An 18,666-nucleotide genomic window follows, 5' to 3' on the forward strand; every position below is an offset into this window, starting at 1 on the left:
GCGCTAAGGGCCTTGCTCGTTTCCACCCGCGGTCAACCGAGGCCATGCATGCGCGCGACCCTTCTTGATCCTGTCCTGCAGGCGGAGCTCGCCGTCGAGGGCACGGTGGCGTCCCCCGTCCTCGATGCCGCCGCAGTGGCCGCGCTGCTGGCCGAGCTGCAAGGCCTGCGTCCAGCCGACGGCTTCGCACCGACCGCCCGGGACGGGCTGCTCAATCATCACGTCACGCTGCTGGACCGCGATGTCGCCTACCGCCGCGCGACGCATGCGCTGCTGGTGCGGCACTTTCAGCCGGCGATCGATCGGCTGCTCGACCGGCACCGCGTCGTTGCGGCCAACTTTCACGTCAAGCAGCCCGGCGACGGGGCTTTCCCCTCGCATCAGAACTGGCCGGTGCTGCCGCTGGACCAGACCTCGGTGACGGTCTGGTGTGCGCTGGTCGACACGGAGGTCGAGAACGGCACGCTGCATGCGATCCCGCGCAGTCACAAGCTGCTGCCGCATGTCGAAGGCCCGGCGGTGCGCCCCTACTTCGACAGCTTCCGCCCGCAATTGACCCGCTACATGAAGGCCTATCCGGCGCGCGCCGGCCATGGTCACATCTTCGACGACAGCCTGATCCACGGCTCGCCGGTGAACCGCGGCCAGGGGCCGCGCATCGCGGTGCAGTTGATCTGTGTGCCGGAGGAGTCGCAGCCGGTCTTCTTCTATCCCTGTGGCGAGCGCTTCGAGGTCATTGCGGCGGAGAGCGACTTCTATGTCGAGCAGTCGGCTCGCGAGCTGGTCGAGCGTCAGCCCGGCTGGCGCAGCCTGGGCTTCGTCGAGAACCGCAACCGCCTGATCGACGAAGCCGAGTTCCGCCGGCTGCTGGGCCTGGCCCCGGATCCGGCTCCGGATCCGGCCCAGCAGCCAGCCGGAACACAGACCCGCCCGCCGCCGACGCTGGGCAGCCGCCTGCGGGCCAAGGCAGCCGGCTGGGCCCAGGCCCTGCGCGGCTGAAGGGGCGCGCGCAGCGCCCGGCGGCCGCTCAGTCGTCGTCGCGATCCTTGTCGCGGCGGCCGTCGCGGCCGCGGGACCCGGAACGCTTGCGGTCGTCGCGGCCTTCGTCGGCCTTCTCGGTGCTCTTGTTGCCGATGACACCGCCGATCACCGCACCGCCCAGCGTGCCCGTGGTGCTGCCGCCGGTCAGGACGGAGCCGGCGGCCGCCCCGACCGCCGCCCCGATGGCGGTGTTGCGGTCCCGGTCGGACATCGAGGCGCAGGCGCCGAGCCCGGCGAGCGCCATCAGGCTCGCCAGGGCCCGGCCCGCGAGGGCAAGGCGGGGGGAATGAATGGTCATGGAACTCTCCAGCTCGACGCCGGCGGCTGCGCCGGCAGGACGGGACGGCGCAGCCGTCAATCGTTGCGCTCGATGCGAACGGCCAGGAAGCGGCTTGCGCTCCCGCTGCCACTGTTGATCACGGCATCCACTTCGATGTTGGCATTCGCAAAGGTGGCAGCACTCAGGCCGTCGCGGAAGACCGTGCGGCTGTTGTAGGCGATGGACTGCCCGCGGACCGTGAAGGTTCCTTCACCCCCCTGGCCGGTGACGGCCGTGGCCACGCCCTTGAACTCGAAGGGCGCGTCGTCGCGGTCGTCGCCGTCGCGGTCGTCGCCTTCGTCACCGTCGTCGAAGCGGTCCAGCTCCACCTTGCGGGCTTGCAGCACGCCGTTGACGACCGAGCCCTCGACCTCGACCCGCGCGCCGAGCACCACGCCCGTCTGACCATCCTCGAAGTTGGTGCTGCTGCTGGTGCTGACCGGGTAGCCGTTCACCTCGAAACTTTCCCGCGAGGTGAAGGCAGTGATCAGGCCCTCGATCTCCGCGCGGTTGAAGGCATCGTCCCGGCCGAAGCCGCGCGCCTTGAGCTGCACCCGCGTGGCCGTGTAGACGCCCGCGACCGGCGTCTTGTTCAGGCGCACGCTGACACGCGCGTTGTCGCTGAGGCTGCCGTTGATGCGGGTGGCGCTGTCCGTGCTGACGCGCACGGCGCCGACGTTGAAGGACTGCGCCGGCACCGTGCCGCTCAGGCCCGTGACGCTGCCGCGGACGCGGTAGTCGCCACCGAAGGCCGAGACCGTGGCCGATTCCAGCTCGATGCGGGTGGCCACCAGGGTGCCGCTGGCATCGGGCAGGCCATGCACCTCCACCACATTGCCGTTGCCGCCGGCCACCAGCGCGCTGAAGCCCGCCACGCCCTCATAGACCGTGGTGGCCGTCACCCGCACCGGGGTGCCGAGCACGGTCAGGGTGTCGCTCAGGCTGTTCTTGGCTTCGACCGGGCCCTTGAGCTCGGTGCGGATCTCGAAGCGGCTGGCCGTGCCGTTCAGGCCGTCGTCATTGATGCGGCCGACCACATCGACCACGACGCCGAGCTTGAGCGGGTCGTCGCTGCTGCGGCTGACGGAGCTGCCGTCGTCGTCGATCACGGTGGCGCTGCCGTCCTCGTAGCGCACGCCGTTGACGATGATCGATCCGAGGCCGCTGATCGGCCCGCTGCTGAAGCCGCTGGCCGTGGACGAGGACCCGCCCCCGCCGCCGCCGCATGCGGCCAGCAAGGTGGCCAGGCTGAGGGCCGCCAGCGGCAGGGCCGGGCGCCGGGGCGCCGTGCGGCGGGAAGTCGTGTTCGAGAACGTCATGAGAGCTCCTCTCGTGGCCCCTCGGGGCCGGGTTGAACCGCCCCGAGCACAGCGGCTCCGAGGTCGATGGACTGATATTAATGTGCAAGTTGCACATTTACAAGCACGAGAAGGCAAGACCCCAGCCCGGAAAGCCCGCTGGACAAGACAGCCAAAGATGTGCACGAAGCCCATTTAGACTCCAGCCATGGACGCAGGCGACACCCCAGACGCGCCCGCCCGGCCCGACCTGGCGGCGCTGCTGGCCGCCGTCCAGGCCTTGCTGCAGCCGCTGGCGCAGCTCGCCGTGACGCGTGGCCTGCCTTGCGGCGTCGTCGAGGAAAGCCTGCGCGCCGCCTTCGTCGACGCCGCCCTGCGCGCGCATGCCGACAGCACGCCCGGCCGCGCGGTCAGCCGCGTCAGCGCGGCCACCGGCCTGAACCGCCGCGAGGTGGGCCGCCTGATCCAGGCCCGCAGCGCCCAGGGCGCAGGCCGGCCGGCGCGCTCGCCGGTGTCCGAGCTGGTGACGCGCTGGCTGGCCGACCCCGCGCTGCGCGATGCCGATGGCCTGCCCGTGCCGCTGCCGCGCCAGGGCCCGGCGCCCAGCTTCGAGGCGCTCGCGCAGACGGTCACCCGCGACGTCCATCCACGCAGCCTGCTGCAGGAGCTGCTGCGCCTGGGCGTCGCACGGCTCGATGCACACGACGCCGTCCACCTGGCCCAGCAGGCTTTCGTGCCGCGCGAGGACCAGGTGCGCATGCTCGGCTTCCTGGCGGAGAACGTGGGCGATCACCTGCATGCCGCCGTCGAGAACGTCGGCGGCCGGGACCCTGCCCATGTCGAGCAGGCGATCTACCAGGACGCGATGTCGGCAACCGCCGTCGAGGCCATGCGCCCGCTGATCCGCGAGCACTGGCGCCGCCTGCTCGCCGAAGCCATTCCCCGCCTCGAAGCCCTGGAAGCCGAGGACCGCGCCCAAGGGCGCCCCATGGACCAGCGCCTGCGCCTGGGCCTGTTCAGCTACAGCACGGCCGTGCCCCCCACCGAAACGGGCACGGCCGACGCGGACACCGATCCGCCCACCCACCGATCTTCCGGTGCACGACGAAAGCGCCCCCCGGCGCAGGAGTAAGCAGATGCCTTTCCACGACACGACCGCCTGGCATGCCTTCCGGCCGTCCACCTGGCGCCGCGGGCTGCTGGCTGCGGCCGCCAGCGCGCTGCTGATCGCAGCCTGCGGTGGCGGCGGGGGCTCGGCCGGCCTGCCGGGCAGCGGCGGCACCGGCTTTGCCAGCGGCCCGATCAGCGGCTTCGGCTCGGTCATCGTCAACGGCGTGCGCTACGACGACCGCGCCGCCGAACTGCGCGACGAGGACGGCCAGCGGCTCAGCCGCAGCGGCAGCATGGGCGACCCGCTGCAGCTCGGCGTGCTCGTCGATCTTGAAGGCCGCGTGGCCGCCGACGGCCTGAGCGGCACGGCCGACCGGGTGGTGCTGCGCCCCGAGGTCATCGGCCTCGTCGATGCGGTCGATGCCGCGGCGGCCAGCCTGCGGGTGCTGGGCCAGGCGGTGAAGGTCAAGCGCACCACCGTCTTCACCGGCCTGGGCGGTCTGGCCGACCTGGCCGCAGGCGAGGTGGTGGCGGTTCACGGGCTGCTGGACGACACCGGCGCGGTCGTGGCCACCCGGGTCGAGCGGCTCGCCCCCAGCGTGGCGGCCTACACCGGGGATTTCCGGATCCGCGGCCCGCTCGACAGCCTCAGTGGCAGCGCCCCGACGCAGAGCTTCCGCGTGTCCGGCCTGCGCCTGCGGACCGATGCCGGCACCGTGGTCAGCGGCAACCTGGCCAACGGCGCGCTGCTCAGCGTGCGACTGGCCAAGTCGCCGAGCGAGGGCGTCTACCGCGCCCTGCGCGTGACGGTGCGGTCGCCGGGCTTCGCCGCGGCTTCGCTGCCGCGGGCCGAGATCGAGGGCTTCATCACCCGCTTCGACAGCCTGATGGCCTTCGAGGTCAATGGCTTCCCGGTGCGCACCGATGGCAGCACGCTCTTCGAGGACGGCACGGACGGCGTGCGCCTGGGCGCGCGCATCGAAGTGGAAGGCCCGGTGGTGCAGGGCGTGTTGCAGGCGCGCCGGCTGGAAATCGAGAAGCTCGACGACAACGACGAGGGCAATGACGACCAGGAGGACGATGCCTCCTTCGAGTTCGTCGGCACCGCCAGCGAGGTGCAGGGCGATGCCGTGAGCGGGCGCTTCACCGTCCAGGGCCAGCGCCTGAGCTACGACAGCCGCACCCGCTTCGACGATGGCCTGGTCCCGTCGCAGCTCAACGGCCAGCGGGTCGAGGTGGATGCCGAGGCCGACGGCGTGGAGAACGGCGTGACGCGCTACCGCGCCACGCGGGTGGAGCGCGAGGACTGAAGCCCGGCCCGCGACCGCCTCAGCCGCCGCCCTGGCCGCGCAGGCCCAGCCGCTCCAGGCGGTAGCGCAGGGTGTCGCGGCTGATGCCGAGCAGCCGGGCGGCATGGGTGATGTTGTCGCCGCTGCGGGCCAGGGCCGTCTCGATGTGGCGGCGCTCCATGCGCTCAAGGTGCAGATCGGCCTCGGGCGGCAGCAGCGGGCCGCCTTCGGCTGCCGGCAGCGGCTGCGGGCCGGCGGCAGTCGGCTCGGGCGTGCGCATCGGGCCGAGGAAGCCGAGCCCATCCACATCGAGCTGCGTGCCGCCGGCCAGCAGCACGGCCTGCTCCATGCCATTGCGCAGCTCGCGCACATTGCCCGGCCAGCGGTGGCGGCGCAGTGCGGCCTCGGCCGCCACGCTCAGGCGCGGCGGCGGGCGGCGGTAGCGCTTGGCATGCAGGGCGATGAAGTGCTCGGCCAGGGCCAGGATGTCGTCGCCGCGCTCGCGCAGCGGCGGCACCACCAGCTCGACGATGCGCAGGCGGTAGTAGAGATCGGCCCGGAAGCGCTGCTGCTGCACCATCGTATCCAGCGGCTGGTGGGTGGCGCTGAGGATGCGCAGGTCGACACGCTGGTCGCGCAGGCCGCCAAGCCGGCGGAAGCGCCGGTCCTCCAGCAGCTTGAGCAGCTTGACCTGCACGCCGGGGTCGGCCTCGCCGATCTCGTCGAGGAAGAGGCTGCCGCCTTCGGCCGTCTCGACCAGGCCGACCTTGCGCTCGCGCGCATCGGTGAAGGCGCCGCGCTCGTGGCCGAACAGCTCGGATTCGACGAGCTGCGGCGGCAGCGCACCGCAGTTCAGCTCGACGAAGGGCTGGCCGGCGCGCGGGCCGCCGTAATGCAGGGCGCGGGCGACCAGCTCCTTGCCGGTGCCCGTCTCGCCCTGGATCAGCACGGCCGGCGCCTCGGCATCGCCAAGCTGGCGCTCGGAGGCCAGCAGGCGCTCGATGCGGTCGCGCAGAGCGCGCATCGGCGGGGATTCGCCGCGCAACTGGTCCAGGCCGCTGGATTGCGCCTCGCGCTGCGCGTAGTAGCCCACCGCCGTCTCCAGCCGCTGCTGGCTGGACAGGCGTTCCAGCAGCAGCTTGAGCTCGCCCAGCACCAGGGGCTTGCTGAGGTAATCGACCGCGCCGGCCTTCATGGCCTGCACGGCCAGTTCCAGGCTGCCGTGGCCGGTCATCAGCACGATGCGCGCGGCGGGCTCTTGCTCGCGCAGGCGCGGCAGCAGGCTCAGGCCGCTCTGGCCCGGCAGGTTGTGGTCGAGCAGCACGATGTCGGGCCGCAGCTCGGCCGCGCGGGCCAGGCCCTCCTCGGCCGAGCCGGCCGTCTCGGCCACGTAGCCGAGCCGATCGAGGTAGACGCAGAGGTTGCGGGCCAGCGCGACTTCGTCGTCGATGACGAGAACGGCCAGGCCGCTGGCCGCAAGGCGTGAAGTCGGTGCAATCGTCATGGCAGGCTTGCGGCGGGCGGCTCGGCAGGAAACGGCGCAAGCCTAGCCGGCGCTGCGCGGCAGGCGCAGCTCCATGCGCAAGCCGCGGCCGGCGCGCGGGCCGGCCCGCAGGGCGCCACCCAAGCGCTCGGCCGCCCGGCGCGCCAGCGCCAGCCCCATGCCCAGCCCGCGCGGCTTGGTGGTGAAGAAGGGCTCGAAGATCCGGTCGAGCTGATCGGGCGGCACGCCGGGGCCCTCGTCCTCGACCTCGACGACGAAGTCGCCCGCATCGGCATGCAGCCGCAAGCGGATGGCCTGGCCGGCGGTCGTGGCCTCCAGCGCATTGCTGAGCAGGCTGTCGAGCAACTGGGCGAGCAGCTCGGGATCGGCCTCGACCGGATGCGGCCCCGGCGCCAGGGTCAGCTCGAAGGGCTTGCCCTGGGCGCGGGCCGCGGCCTCGATGCGCGGCGTCACCTCGCGCAGCACGCGGCCCAGATCGGCCCCGGTCAGCCGCGCGCCGCGTTGCTGGGCATAGCCCAGCAGGGTGCGCACCAGCGTCTCGATGCGGTCGACATGCTGGATCAGCTCGCCGGTCAGCGCCTCTGGCGCATCGCCCAGCTCGCGGTGCAGCTCGGCGCTGCTGCGGATCGAGCCGAGCGGATTGCGGATGCTGTGCGCGACCGCGCCCGACAGCTCGCCGATGCGGACCAGGGTCTCGGCTTCGACCAGCTTGCGCTGCTGCAAGCGCAGCGCGGCATCGGCCCGCCGCATGAACCAGACCAGACACAGGAAGATGAAGAGCCCGCCCCCCAACGCCGAAAGCGCCACCAGGCGCCGGCCGCTGTCCAGCGCAGCCACCAGGGCCAGCGGACGCCGGTAGAGCTCGATCACGCCGATCACCGCCTGCCCCCCGGCCGCGCGCACCGGCAGGTAGTTCTCGATGAACTCGTCGGCCCGGGCATCCATCAGCATGTGCTCGCTCTTGAGCTGCGGATCGGGCCCGTCGGTGTCGCGATGCACCACCACCGCGCCGGCCAGGGCCGCATCCAGCTCCTCGTTCGGCCCGAAGCGGCGGCCGATCATCTCCGGCCGGCTCGACCACAGCACCTGCTTGTCGAGCCGGTAGACGTTGATGCGCAGCACCTCGGGCAAGGCGCTGAGGTGGGCAAGGAACTCGACCACCTCGGCCGCCGGCACCTGCCCCTCACCCTGGAACCAGGGCGCCACGCCCTGGGTATCGATCACGCTTTGCAGCAGGTCGGCACTGGTCAGGCCATCGCGCTGCAGCAACTGCCGCTCCAGGAAGCCCGACAGCAGCCAGGCCAGCGCCAGGGTCACCACCAGGGTGGCGGCGGCACCGGCGAGGATGAAGCTGTGAAGCAGGCCGAGGGTGGGCAGGCGGGGCAGGGGCATGGGGGCAGCGGGAAGGGGCACACCGCGCATCATCCCGAGATCGCGAGCCAGCCGAGCGCGCGCAGGGCCGGCGCCAGGGGCTTTCTCATTTCAACCCGGCCGAAGGCCTTGCGCGGCCGGCATGAGGCGGAAACGGCCCGGGCTCAGGGTGCAATGTCCACCTTGAAGCGCGCGGCGCCATAGCGCCCGCAAGCCGGCCCCTGGCAGCCGGGCTCGGGCCGGCCGAGCAGGGGGGACAGGCCGTCGCTGCGGGCTTGCAGCATGCGGTCGGCGGCCTCGCCGCTTGGCAGCTTCAGGAAGAAGTAGGCGCGGTCCTGGCCCAGTTCGGACAGGTCGCGCGGGGTCTCGGTGACCACGACGAGGAAATGCTCGGCGCCGGCCGGCTCGGAGGTCTCCAGCGCCCAACTGGTCTGGGGCAGCTTGAGCGTTTCGCCGGCCTGGATGCGGTTGTCGGGCGCCTGGCTGTTCGGGAAGAGCAGCAGCAGCTCGCCGTCCGGGCCCTGCACATAGACGTGGACATGGCCGGCACGGGCCGAGCGCACGGTGAAGCCGAGCAGGTCCTGCCCGATGCGCAGCACCGGCTTGACGGGACGGGCCTCGACCTGGAAATCGGGGCTCTGGCCCGCGACCACGCGGTCGAACTGCTCCAGCACATTGAAGCGGGCGGCGGTGGCCGGCCCGGCCGCGGGACCGGCCGACGGGACGGGCGAGGCGGAAGCTGGCGCCGGGGGGGCTTCGGCCGCCGTGGGCGCGGCGGGCTCGCCGCGCAGGAAGAGCGCTGCCGCGCCCGCGGCCAGCAGCACGGCGCCGCCCGCGGCCAGGGCCAGGCCGCGGCTGCGGCCGGGTGCGTCCGGAGCACGGGCGCCCGCCGGCGCCGCGGCCGGCACCCGCGCCGGCGCGGCTGCGCGGGCCGGCGCGGGTGCCGGGGCGGCCGTGACATCGCCCAGGCCCAGGTCGCCGCGGAAGGCGGCGATGCTGGGGGTGCGGTCCTCGGGCCGCACCCCCAGGGCGCGGTCGATGGCCTGGAGAAAGCGCTCGCTGTAGCGGCCGGCGGCAAGGTCCTGCAGCGGCTGGTAGCTGTCGCCGATCAGGCGGCCAACGGCCGGCGGCGGGGTGCGGCCGACGATGGCGAAATGCATGGTGGCGGCCAGGGCGTAGACATCGGTCCACGGCCCCTGCTTCATGCCGGGGGTTTCGGCGTACTGCTCGACCGGCGCATAGCCGGGCTTGAGGATGACAGTCAGGGCCTGCGTCATGTCGCCGATCACCCGGCGCGCTGCGCCGAAGTCCAGCAGCAGCGGCCGCTCGCTGCCTTGCAGCAGGATGACGTTGTCGGGCGCGATGTCGCGGTGGTAGCAGTTCTCGGCATGGACGACGGCCAGCGCTTCGGTCAGCGGCGCAAGCAGTTCCATCAGCCAGGCCTCGTCGGGCGGCTGACCCAGGCCCTTGAGATGGTCCTTGAGCGTGGTGCCCTCGTAGAAGGGCATGACCATGTAGGCCGTGCCATTGGCCTCCCAGAAACGGTAGACCTTGACCAGCGAGGGATGGTCGAACTGGGCCAGCAGCTTGGCCTCGTTCACGAAGCTGCGCAGGCCGACCTCGAAGGTCTCCTGGTGGCGGGCCGAGCGCACCTGCACCTGGGTGGCGCCGCTGCGCGCGGCGAGGGCCGAGGGCATGTATTCCTTGAGCGCCACCCGCCGCTCCAGCGAATGGTCCCAGGCCAGGTAGACGATGCCGAAACCGCCCTCGCCCAGCACGCTGGTCAGCTCGAACTCCCCGAGAAAGCTGCCGATGGGCAGGGCATTGCCGTGCTCGGCTGCGGCCTCCTTGCCGGAGCCCGGCGGCGCGGGCGGGGCCTCAGGGGCCGGCGCGGCGGGCGGCTGCACGGGCTCGGGCTGCGGCGCTGCATCCGCGGGCGCCGCTTGCGGCGGCAGGGACCGCGGACGGATCACCGTTCGGTCGTCATCGGGATCGGGTGTACTCATCGTGCGGCAAGTCGGTTGAAATCCCATCACGCCCGGGGCGCTGCATCGCACAGGATTGTGGCGTGCATCCCGGCCCGGCCGGAACGTGGTTTGCATGCGGCTCCCCCGGGTTGGCCGCCGCAACGCCCTTGTCCATGACCCTGCAGAGAGGATTTCATGCCCCGACGATTTGCATCCTGGGGGATTCGCCTGTTCCACATGGTTCTTCTGGCCCTGGCGGGGGCGCTGGCGGCTGGCCCGGCCCTCGCCGCGCCTTCGGAAGTCGTGATCGGCGCTTATGTCAACAAGATTCAGGACCTGAATTTCCGCGAGAACAAGTACGCGCTGGATTTCTATCTGTGGTTCCGCTGGAAGGCCGAAGGCCGGCTGGCGAACTACAAGCCGCTGGACAGCTTCGAGATCATCAACGGCAAGATCGAGAACAAGTCCAGCATCGTCGAGAAAACCATCGGCGACATGAACTACGCCTCCGTCCGGGTGAGCGCAACCATCTCCGAAAGCTGGGACCTCACTCACTTTCCCTTCGACCGACACACCCTAGGCGTCTTCATCGAGGACAGCGTGTTCACGCTCGAGGACATGGTCTTCGTGCACGACACCAAGAACTCGGCCCTGGGCGATGAACTGGACCTGCCCGGCTGGCGCGCCTCCAATTTCTCCAGCGATGTGCGCACCAAGATCTACCGCACCAACTACGGCGACGTCAGCCTGCCCAGCGATGCCAAGTCCGAGTACTCGCGCTTCGCCTTTCTCACCGACATCGACCGGCTCAGCCAGGGCTCGGCCATCAAGCTGCTGAGCACCGTGCTGCTGGCCACCGCGGTGGCCTTCGTGGCCTTCATGGTCAAGCCCTCGGACCTTGATGCGCGTTTCGGCATGGGCGTGGGCTCGCTGTTCGCGGTGGCCGCCAGCGCCTTCATCGCCGCCTCGGCGGTGCCCGATTCGGGCGAGATGACGATCGCCGACAAGCTGCACATGGTCGCGCTGGGCTTCATCTTCGTGACCTTGCTGATCTCCTCGCTCTGCCTCAAGTTCGAGGTGCGTGGCCGCGAGGAACTGGCCTTCGCCATCGACCGGGTCTGCCTGGTGCTGCTGCCGCTGGCCTTCTACGGCTGGGCCGGCTGGCTGATCCTGACGCGGCCCCAGTGAGGCCCTGCCCCGGCCGGGCCGCCCAGCGGCCGGCCGGGGCTTGAGGATCAGCCCAGCGAGGCGAGCAGCGCGGCCAGCTCCGGATCCATCTCGTCCTCGGCCGGCGCATCGGCCGCGGCTGCATCGGCCTCGCCAGATGCGGCAGCATCGTCGCCGCCCAGGCTGGCGAGCAGGGCATCAAGCTCGTCCATGCCGCCGTCGGCCGGTGCATCTTCTGGCGCGGCCTCGGCCGGGGCCTCGGCGGCTTCGTCCGTGCTCGCCGGGGGGGCGTCGGCGGACGTGTCGGTCTGGAAGCCCGCCTCCATCGCCACGCCCTGGCGCATGGCCGGCTGCCAATCGACGGCGACCGGTGCATCGGTCTCGGGCTTGCTGCCCAGGCCGACGCGACCGCCCGAGGCCGGTGGCTTGCGCAGCGCGCCCAGGGCCACCGCCAGGCCGTCGCCGTTGAGCGCCTCCAGCCCGGCGATGCGGACCAGGGCCTCGCCCTTGTGCGCCATCAGGCCGTTGATGCCAAAGCCGCGCAGCAGGGCGGCCGCCTGGGTGTTGATCAGGCGGTCGGTGCAGGGCAGGGCCACGCTGTCGCCATCGCCGTCCACATAGTGATGGAAGGGCAGGTCGTTGACCGCGAGCTGCCCGCCGCGCACCGCCAGCACGCACAGGGCCAGCAGGGCCGGATGGCCCCAGAGCATGCCGCGCAGGCCAGCCTCGGGGCTGAATTCCTCGAAGCTGAAGCTGCTGATCGGGTCGCTGCGCTTGCCATAGGGATGGCGCAGCAGGAAGCGCGGCCCGAACAGGCCCAGGAAGCTGGCCTCGGGCAGGGCCCGCAGCGCGGCAAAGGCCTCGGCCACCAGGCGGTGCGGCGGCTCCTTGCGGTTGGTGAAGGGATCGGTCGCGATGCCGGTCAGCAGCGCGGCGCCGGCATGGGACGCGACCTTGGCCGCGCGGCCCAGCAGCTCGGCCTGCGGCGGCGTGGCCTCGAAGTGATAGCAGGCGCAGACATAGGCATAGCCGCCGTCGGCATGCTCGGCCGGCTGGGCGACCAGCAGCTTGTAAAGGCCGGTCTCGGCCAGGTCGCTGGCCTGGCTCAGGTCGGCAGCGAACTCCTCGGCGCTGAGGTCGATCAGGTGGACCTGAAGCTGCGGCCCGGTCTCCAGCCGGCGCAGCAGGAAATCGACCCCGCGCCACAGCGATTCGAGATGCTGGAAGTCGCCCTGGTGCAGCACCGCGCGCATGGCATCGGTCAAGGCGGCATCGACGGCGCCGACCAGCACGTCCTTTTTCGGATCGGCCGCGGGCTGCACGAAGGGGCCGACGATCTGCCGCATCAGCGCATCAACCGAATCGTCGGCCGCAGCGGCAAGGCCGGGCCGGCCGGTCAGGCGGGCGAAGTCATCAAGCCGGGCCCCGGCCGACAGGGCGCCGCCCCGGGCGCTCTGCCGGCGCGCGACGCTGGAGGCGCGGCGCAGCTTGTCCTCGCCCCAGGCCTGCACCTCGGCAGCCGCCTTGGCGAAGCTGGCCGGCGTGTTCAGACGCTTGCGCAGGCTGGCCAGGGCGCCGAAGACCTCCAGCTCGCGGTAGAGCTCGTCGGGATGGAAGGATTCCAGCTCGCCCAGCGGCACGGCGACCGTGGCGCCCTCGGCACCCAGTGGGAGCTGCGGTTCGAGCTTGAGGCGGGCCAGCGCATCCTCCAGCGTGTCGAACTCCACCGGCAGCGGCTTGCGCCGCCCCAGCGCCGCGCCGATTTCGAGCCGGCCGGCCAGCGCGCCGCCGCCGAAATCGCCGAGCACGGCAATGCGCAGCGGCCGCTTGGCCGACCAGCTCGGCGGGGCCGCGCCCACCTGGCCGAAGTTGGGGGTCCAGTCACTGTCGTGCATCGTGGTCTCCGCAAACAAGAGGCGCTGCGGGCGCTCAAGCGTCCGCAGCCGGGGGCTGAAAGAGCCGGGGGAAATCGGGCGCCGGCGGCAGGCCGCGGCACAGGCGCAGCGGCGAGGGGCCTTCGGCCGTCTGGCACCACCAGGCGCTCATGCCGCGCAGGGTGGCCGGCAGCAGCGGCCGGGCCAGCTCGGCCAGGGCCTCGTCCAGCCGGCCCAGGGGGCCGCTTGCGGTCTGCCAGGGCAGGGCCGGGGCGGTCGGATCCTCGGGCCGGGGCAGGCCCTGGCGCGCCAGCGCCGCTTCGAGCTGCTCGACCGGCCAGTCCTCATGCAGCGCATCGACGGCCAGGTCGTCGAGCGCCAGCAGGCCGCGCTGCAGGGCCTGCCAGGCCTGCGCACCGCTCGGCCAGCCGGGCAGGGCCTGGGCCAGGGTCAGCGGGAAGTAGCGGCCGACCCGGTCGACCGAGGGCATCAGCACGCCGGCCCAGCCGGCCGCGCCGGGCTGCAAGGCGTCGGGAAAGAGCAGGAACATCCAGCTCGGGCTGGCCAGGTAGGCGGGCAGCCAGTCCTCGGGCTGGGCCTGGCGCCACTGGCCCAGGCCCTCGGACAGCCAGGCATCCCAGGGCTCGATGAAGTCCGGCGGCAGCCGGCGCGAGGCAAAGTCGCCCAGGCTCGGCAGCTTGCCGAACCAGCCGGGACAGGCGTCTGGGGCATCCATGCGCGCACCGGCCGGGCTCAGAGGCTGTCGGGGCAGCGGAAGGTTTGCAGCTCGCGCATGCGCAGCGGGTTGATGGCGCTGGCCGAGATCACCTCCAGCCGGGCCTTGCGGCCGTCGAGGTTGAGCACCACGACGAAGCGCTCGGGTTGGGTCGAGGGCTGGTTCTCGAACTTGGCGAAGAGCCGGAACAGCGCCCACGGCCCCTCGAAGACCTGCGCCGTGCCCCCCGCGGCCTGCAAGCGGATCTGCGAGGCCACGCGGCTGCTCGGCCAGCCCAGGGTCTGGGCCGTGGTGTTGCCGGCCGCGAAGCGCAGCACCTGGCCGTCGACATCGAGGCTGATCTCCTTGAGGCCCTCGTCCATCTCGATCACGCGCAGGTCGACCTTGAAGCCCGGCGCCTTGCCGCCGCTGCGGAAGAAAGCCTCCTTGATGCGCGCCGCCCGCTGGAACTCGGCCAGGCCGCTGCCGCCCGGCGGCTTGCGGCCGTCGGGCAGGGGCTTGTAGGCCCAGGGCGTGACGCCAACATCGACCAGGGTCGCCAGGCGGCGCTGGTAGAAGTCGTCGAGCGCGCCCCCGGCGCCGAACATCTGGCCGAAGTCGTCGGGCAGCACATCGATGGCCGAACCCTGGGCGAAGGGGAAGCGGCCGGCGATGGTCTTGCTGCACAGCTCGGTCAGCGGCTTCAGCTCGGCCGACAGGCCCTGGCGCTCGGCCGTGCGGCCCTGGCTGGCACCGGCGCTGGCCAGGCCTTCCAGCATGGACTTGATCGGCTCGGGCTGCAGGCCGGCGGCGGCCATCGCAGCCGCCCCGGCGGTGGCCGGCGGCGGCGCGGTGCGGCTCTTCTGGGCGGCATCGATGGCGGTGAGCTGGACCTGGATATCGTTGAAGAGCTTGAGCACCTCGTCGATCGGCGCCGGCTGGCCGCTGACCATGCGGTGGATGGCGGCGAAGTGGCGGTCGACCATGGCCTCCAGCGGCCCGCCCTCGGCCGAGGGCGGCGGCGTGCCCGCGCTGCCGGCCAGGGCGGCCAGCTCGGACTTGGCCTTGTCGGCCCGCTCGCCGATCCGGCTGGCCAGGGTGCCGGGGCTGGCCTGGGCGGCCTCGACGGCGGCGCCGAGCTGCGTCTCGCGGCTGACGGCGCGCAGGTAGGCGGCCAGCGGCGAATCCGGCGCGGCCAGGATGCGCGCCACCGACAGGCTGCGCTCCAGGCCGTCGAGCCGCAGCAGCTTGACGTCGGCCAGGTAGGCATCCCAGACCTTGATGTACTCCTGCAAGTAGAGCCGGCGCACGCGCAGCGACAGCTCGTCCTCGCCGGTAAGCGAGCGGGCGGCATCGGCCGCGCCGGCCGGCGTCTTCACGCCCAGCACCCAGCGCTGCTCGTTGGCAAGCTGGGCGCCGACCTTGAGCAACGCGCCCTTGAAGGCCTTGAAGTAGCCGTCGCGCGTGAACAGGCCCGGGATGCCCTGGGTCAGCGGCTTGCCGCTTTGGCGCTGGAAGACCTGCACGGCCTGCGGCCCGCCGGCTGCGGCGGCCGAGAACTCGGGCAGGTCGGCGCCGACCTGGGCCCGCTTCAGGCGGCTGAAGATGCGGTATTCGAGCGGGAAGGCCACCAGCATCTCGCGCACATTGGCCACGAGCTGCGCATCCATCGGCGCGATGGCCTGCGGCGCGCCGCGCGCCAGCGCGGCATCGAGATGGCCGGCCAGGGCCTGCCGCTGGGTCTCGCTCAGCACCCGGGCCAGGTTCTGGTCCCAGTCCAGCGTGACCCAGGCGCGCAGCGCCTCGGGGTCGAACTGGTCCGGCGTGTAGAGCATCAGGTAGGCCTTGAGCGCCTCGTAGGCCAGCTCCAGGTTGTCGCGGCTGACGGCGCGCAGGCGCTCCTCCAGGCGGCGGGTGACGCGCGGCAGCAGGGCGCGGTCGAGCAGGCGCGAATAGCCGATCTCGGTGCCGGCCGCGAGGTAGGGGCCCTGATAGAGGCCCAGGCTCCAGGCCAGGGGCGGCTCGGCAAGCGGGAAGCCCTCGGGCTGCGGCACGGCGCGAAGCTGGTCCAGCACGGGCAGGAGCGCAGCCAGGTCGCTGGATTCGGCCGGCGGCAGGGCCTCGACCGCCGTCTTCACCGGCGGCACGCGTTGGGCGACCTGGTCGATGTAGGCCTGGTTGCGCAGGAAGCTGATCGCCCAGCCGGCCAGCAGCAATGCGCTGCATGCGGCCAGGCCGCCCAGGGCGATCAGGCGCATGCGGCGGCGACGGCCCTCGGCAAGGCGGTTCTCGCCGACCAGGCCCTGCTCGGCAAAGATGACCTCGCGCAGCAGGCGGGCGAGGAAGAAGCTTTTGCCGCCGCGGCCGGCGGCGGTGGTCGCCGGGCCCTTGCCTTCGACACCGAAGGTGCGGGCCAGGGTGCCGAGCACGCGGTCGATCGGCGTGCCCTCCTGCGTGCCGCTGGTGAAGTAGACACCGCGCAGCAGGCTGCGCTCCTCCAGCGTGCCGTCGCCGTCGAAGACCTGTTCGAGGAAGCCGCCGAGCAGGCCCTTGAGGCCCGCGAACTGCTGCGGGAAGGAGAAGATGGCGGCCCGCTTCATCAGGTCGGTCTCGGCCTGCAGGCGGTCGATCAGGCGGGTGCGCAGCCGTGCCTCGAGCGCGGCGAACTCGTTGGGGAAGTCGCGCAGCGGCGACTCGCGGCCCGCGGGATCGTGCGGGAAGGTGAAGCCCCAGACCTGCTCGCGCTCCTCCTTGCCCAGCTCGCCGAAGGTCTCGTTGAAGCCGGCGATCAGGTCGGTCTTGGTCAGCAGCACATAGACCGGCGGCCGCACGCCGAGGTGGGTGTTCAGCTCGCGCAAGCGGGTGCGCAGGCGGGCGGCGTGGTCCTTGCGGTCGGCCGGGGTCTGTTGCAGCAGGTCCTGCACATTGACCGTCAGCAGCACGCCATTGAGCGGCCGGCGCGGCCGGGTGCGGCGCAGCAGGTCGAGGAAGCGGCCCCAGGCCGCGGCATCGGCCTGCTCGTCGGACTGCTGCAGGGTGTAGCGGCCGGCGGTGTCGATCAGCACCGCCTCCTCGGTGAACCACCAATCGCAATGCCGGGTGCCGCCGACGCCCTTGACCGGCGACTGGCCGAGCTTGCCGGCCAGCGGGAAATTCAGGCCGGCATTCAGCAGGGCCGTCGTCTTGCCCGAGCCGGGCGCGCCGATGAAGACATACCAGGGCAGGTCGTAGAGGTAGGCGCGGCGGCGCAGCAGCGAGCGGCGGCCGGTCTGGCGCGCGCTTTCGTCGAGCACCTTGAGCGCCTGGTCGAAGCGCTCGCCGAGCACCTGGGCCTCGCGGTCGCTGGCCGAGGGCCCGCCGCGCAGGCCGGCCACCATCTGCGCATTCGCGCGCTTGCGCCGCCAGGCGCGCAGGCCGGCGATCACGGCCCAGATCAGCAGCGGCAGGGCGATGAGCAGCAGGCGCTCGACCACGCCGTCGAGTGGCCGGCGATCACCGATCGCGATCAGCGGCCCGACCCACCAGATCAGCGCAGCCAGGGCCAGCAGGCCCAAGACCACCAGCAGCAGCGGATGGATGAGAAATCTCAGCAGCTTCTTCATGCGGAAACCCGGACAGGCAAGGGGCTGGGACGGGTGGGCGGCTCAGGCGCCGGCCGCCGGCGTGAACAGGGTGATCTCGACCCGGCGGTTGCGCGCCCGGCCCTGGGGCGTGCTGTTGTCGGCACGCGGCTCGGCATCGGCCCGGCCCTCGGCGCGCACGCGATCGGCCGTCACCGCGCGCAACAGCTCATTGCGCACGGCATCGGCCCGCTCCTGCGAGAGATGCCAGTTGGACGGGAAGCGCGCGCTGCGGATCGGCTGGCTGTCGGTGTGGCCGTGCACCAGCACCCGGCCCGGCGTCTCGTGCAGGGCCTGGCCGATGCGGCCGATCAGGGGCAGCAGATTGCGCGCGACCACGGCGCTGCCCGGCTCGAAGAAGCCGTCGCCCTTGATGGTGACGATGGACCGGTCGGCCAGGTCCTGCACCTCGACCAGGCCGGCTTTGATCTCGGCCTGGAGGAAGCCGGCCAGGCGCGGCGGCACGGGCTCGGCCGGCGGCGGCGCGGCGACGACCTTGACCGCCTTGGCATCGAGCGCGGCCAGGGCCGCGAAGCTGGCCTCGGCCCGCGCGCCCAGCGTCAGCTTGAGGGCGATGAACACGCCGCCGAGCAGCAGGGCCATCAGCGAGGCCAGCACCCACAGCGGCAAGCCTTCGTGCAGGCGGGTCTCGCGGGCGGTCTCGCCCTTCCAGCGCGGCGACAGCGTCTTGTCGCTGCCGGCGCGCTGCGCGCGCAGCATCTGGGAGAGGCGCTCGCGCACGCTGTCGAGCTGGCCGCGGCCGCCCTCGATCACCCGGTAGCGGCCTTCGAAGCCCAGGGCCAGCACCAGGTAGAGCAGCTCCAGCAGGTTGCGGTTGCCCTCGACGTTCTCGGCCAGCTTGGACATGAGCTGGTAGACCTTCTCGCCCCCCCAGGTCTCGTTGTGGAACTGCACGAGCAGGCTGTGCGCGGACCAGACCCCCGCGCCGCCCCAGGGCGTGCTGGCCGCGCACTCGTCGAGGAAGGTGCAGAGGATGTAGCGGCCGGCGATGACCTGCTCATTGGGCAGGCCCTTCTCGCGCGCCTGGGCCTCGAACTTGCGCACGCCCTCGGCCAGCGCATCGCGCAGGCCGGCGGGGTTGGCATGCTGCGGCGTGCTGCGCAGCCGCGGCCCGGTGGCCAGCAGGGCGGCGGCGGCGCCCACCAGCGGATTCAGGCTGCTGCCCATCAGCGCATCGAGGGCCAGCGGCGCGGTGCCGCCGGAGCCTGCGGCGGCTGCGCCGGCCGGGCGCCCGCCTGCCGCCGCCGGCCCGGCCGGCGCAGCGCCCGCGTCGGCGGGGGCCGCCGGCCGGCCGGCACGGCCGGCGCTGGGCTTGATGACGGTGCGGTCCGAGCCGAAGGCGGCAAAGGGATCGTTGGGATCGCTCATGG

Annotated in this window: 13 protein-coding genes; 4 read left to right on the top strand and 9 right to left on the bottom strand. The window is 72.3% G+C overall.

Annotation, left to right across the window (positions count from 1 at the left end):
* The first annotated feature begins 48 nt into the window (after positions 1–48).
* Positions 49–999 carry a phytanoyl-CoA dioxygenase family protein gene (locus JI742_RS00540; RefSeq protein ID WP_201822953.1) on the top strand — a complete coding sequence of 317 codons (951 nt, stop codon included), beginning with the start codon at positions 49–51 and terminating at the stop codon, positions 997–999.
* 28 nt (positions 1,000–1,027) lie between these two features.
* Here JI742_RS00540 and JI742_RS14100 read toward each other — a convergent pair whose 3' ends face one another.
* Together JI742_RS14100 and JI742_RS00550 are read right to left on the bottom strand one after the other, a co-directional pair.
* Entirely contained in the window at positions 1,028–1,339 is a 312-nt protein-coding gene (locus JI742_RS14100; protein ID WP_201822956.1) for a YMGG-like glycine zipper-containing protein, read from the bottom strand.
* A 56-nt stretch (positions 1,340–1,395) separates the two neighbouring features.
* Positions 1,396–2,679: a DUF5666 domain-containing protein gene (locus JI742_RS00550; protein WP_201822959.1), complete on the bottom strand. Its 1,284-nt coding sequence runs from the start codon at positions 2,677–2,679 to the stop codon at positions 1,396–1,398.
* Between the two features lie 187 nt (positions 2,680–2,866).
* Here JI742_RS00550 and JI742_RS00555 point away from each other — a divergent pair, with 187 nt between their 5' ends.
* Together JI742_RS00555 and JI742_RS00560 are read left to right on the top strand one after the other, a co-directional pair.
* Positions 2,867–3,790, top strand: coding sequence for a DUF6502 family protein (locus tag JI742_RS00555; RefSeq protein WP_201822962.1), 924 nt, complete (start codon positions 2,867–2,869; stop codon positions 3,788–3,790).
* A 4-nt stretch (positions 3,791–3,794) separates the two neighbouring features.
* On the top strand, positions 3,795–5,078 hold the full coding sequence (locus tag JI742_RS00560) for a DUF5666 domain-containing protein (RefSeq protein WP_201822965.1): 1,284 nt from the start codon (positions 3,795–3,797) through the stop codon (positions 5,076–5,078).
* A 19-nt stretch (positions 5,079–5,097) separates the two neighbouring features.
* Here the strand turns inward: JI742_RS00560 and JI742_RS00565 are convergent, their stop codons facing one another.
* From JI742_RS00565 to JI742_RS00575, 3 genes are all read right to left on the bottom strand, one after another.
* On the bottom strand, positions 5,098–6,561 hold the full coding sequence (locus tag JI742_RS00565) for a sigma-54-dependent transcriptional regulator (protein ID WP_201822968.1): 1,464 nt from the start codon (positions 6,559–6,561) through the stop codon (positions 5,098–5,100).
* A gap of 42 nt (positions 6,562–6,603) precedes the next feature.
* Positions 6,604–7,953, bottom strand: a complete 1,350-nt coding sequence (locus tag JI742_RS00570; RefSeq protein WP_201822971.1) for a sensor histidine kinase — start codon at positions 7,951–7,953, stop codon at positions 6,604–6,606.
* Between the two features lie 143 nt (positions 7,954–8,096).
* Positions 8,097–9,938 carry a serine/threonine protein kinase gene (locus JI742_RS00575; protein WP_201822974.1) on the bottom strand — a complete coding sequence of 614 codons (1,842 nt, stop codon included), beginning with the start codon at positions 9,936–9,938 and terminating at the stop codon, positions 8,097–8,099.
* 198 nt (positions 9,939–10,136) lie between these two features.
* Between JI742_RS00575 and JI742_RS00580 the strand changes: the two genes are divergently transcribed.
* Positions 10,137–11,087 carry a ligand-gated ion channel gene (locus JI742_RS00580; RefSeq protein WP_201822977.1) on the top strand — a complete coding sequence of 317 codons (951 nt, stop codon included), beginning with the start codon at positions 10,137–10,139 and terminating at the stop codon, positions 11,085–11,087.
* A 47-nt stretch (positions 11,088–11,134) separates the two neighbouring features.
* Here JI742_RS00580 and JI742_RS00585 read toward each other — a convergent pair whose 3' ends face one another.
* Genes JI742_RS00585 through JI742_RS00600 form a run of 4 tightly spaced genes read right to left on the bottom strand, consistent with a single transcriptional unit; the run spans position 11,135 to position 18,664 of the window.
* Complete coding sequence (locus JI742_RS00585; protein ID WP_201822979.1) at positions 11,135–12,961, bottom strand: type VI secretion system contractile sheath domain-containing protein; 1,827 nt, start codon at positions 12,959–12,961, stop codon at positions 11,135–11,137.
* A gap of 34 nt (positions 12,962–12,995) precedes the next feature.
* Positions 12,996–13,676, bottom strand: coding sequence for a type VI secretion system-associated protein TagF (gene tagF / locus JI742_RS00590; RefSeq protein ID WP_201822982.1), 681 nt, complete (start codon positions 13,674–13,676; stop codon positions 12,996–12,998).
* A gap of 17 nt (positions 13,677–13,693) precedes the next feature.
* Complete coding sequence (tssM, locus tag JI742_RS00595; RefSeq protein ID WP_201822985.1) at positions 13,694–17,257, bottom strand: type VI secretion system membrane subunit TssM; 3,564 nt, start codon at positions 17,255–17,257, stop codon at positions 13,694–13,696.
* 42 nt (positions 17,258–17,299) lie between these two features.
* Positions 17,300–18,664: a DotU family type VI secretion system protein gene (locus tag JI742_RS00600; protein ID WP_201822988.1), complete on the bottom strand. Its 1,365-nt coding sequence runs from the start codon at positions 18,662–18,664 to the stop codon at positions 17,300–17,302.
* Positions 18,665–18,666 lie beyond the last annotated feature (2 nt).

The organism is Piscinibacter lacus (assembly GCF_016735685.1).
Lineage (GTDB): Bacteria > Pseudomonadota > Gammaproteobacteria > Burkholderiales > Burkholderiaceae_C > Aquariibacter > Aquariibacter lacus.

Bases quoted from the DNA above. Each gene is read 5' to 3' on its own strand.
- JI742_RS00540 (WP_201822953.1), top strand. From the start codon at position 49: ATGCGCGCGACCCTTCTTGATCCTGTCCTGCAGGCGGAGCTCGCCGTC.
- JI742_RS14100 (WP_201822956.1), bottom strand. From the start codon at position 1,339: ATGACCATTCATTCCCCCCGCCTTGCCCTCGCGGGCCGGGCCCTGGCG.
- JI742_RS00550 (WP_201822959.1), bottom strand. From the start codon at position 2,679: ATGACGTTCTCGAACACGACTTCCCGCCGCACGGCGCCCCGGCGCCCG.
- JI742_RS00555 (WP_201822962.1), top strand. From the start codon at position 2,867: ATGGACGCAGGCGACACCCCAGACGCGCCCGCCCGGCCCGACCTGGCG.
- JI742_RS00560 (WP_201822965.1), top strand. From the start codon at position 3,795: ATGCCTTTCCACGACACGACCGCCTGGCATGCCTTCCGGCCGTCCACC.
- JI742_RS00565 (WP_201822968.1), bottom strand. From the start codon at position 6,561: ATGACGATTGCACCGACTTCACGCCTTGCGGCCAGCGGCCTGGCCGTT.
- JI742_RS00570 (WP_201822971.1), bottom strand. From the start codon at position 7,953: ATGCCCCTGCCCCGCCTGCCCACCCTCGGCCTGCTTCACAGCTTCATC.
- JI742_RS00575 (WP_201822974.1), bottom strand. From the start codon at position 9,938: ATGAGTACACCCGATCCCGATGACGACCGAACGGTGATCCGTCCGCGG.
- JI742_RS00580 (WP_201822977.1), top strand. From the start codon at position 10,137: ATGGTTCTTCTGGCCCTGGCGGGGGCGCTGGCGGCTGGCCCGGCCCTC.
- JI742_RS00585 (WP_201822979.1), bottom strand. From the start codon at position 12,961: ATGCACGACAGTGACTGGACCCCCAACTTCGGCCAGGTGGGCGCGGCC.
- tagF (WP_201822982.1), bottom strand. From the start codon at position 13,676: ATGGATGCCCCAGACGCCTGTCCCGGCTGGTTCGGCAAGCTGCCGAGC.
- tssM (WP_201822985.1), bottom strand. From the start codon at position 17,257: ATGAAGAAGCTGCTGAGATTTCTCATCCATCCGCTGCTGCTGGTGGTC.
- JI742_RS00600 (WP_201822988.1), bottom strand. From the start codon at position 18,664: ATGAGCGATCCCAACGATCCCTTTGCCGCCTTCGGCTCGGACCGCACC.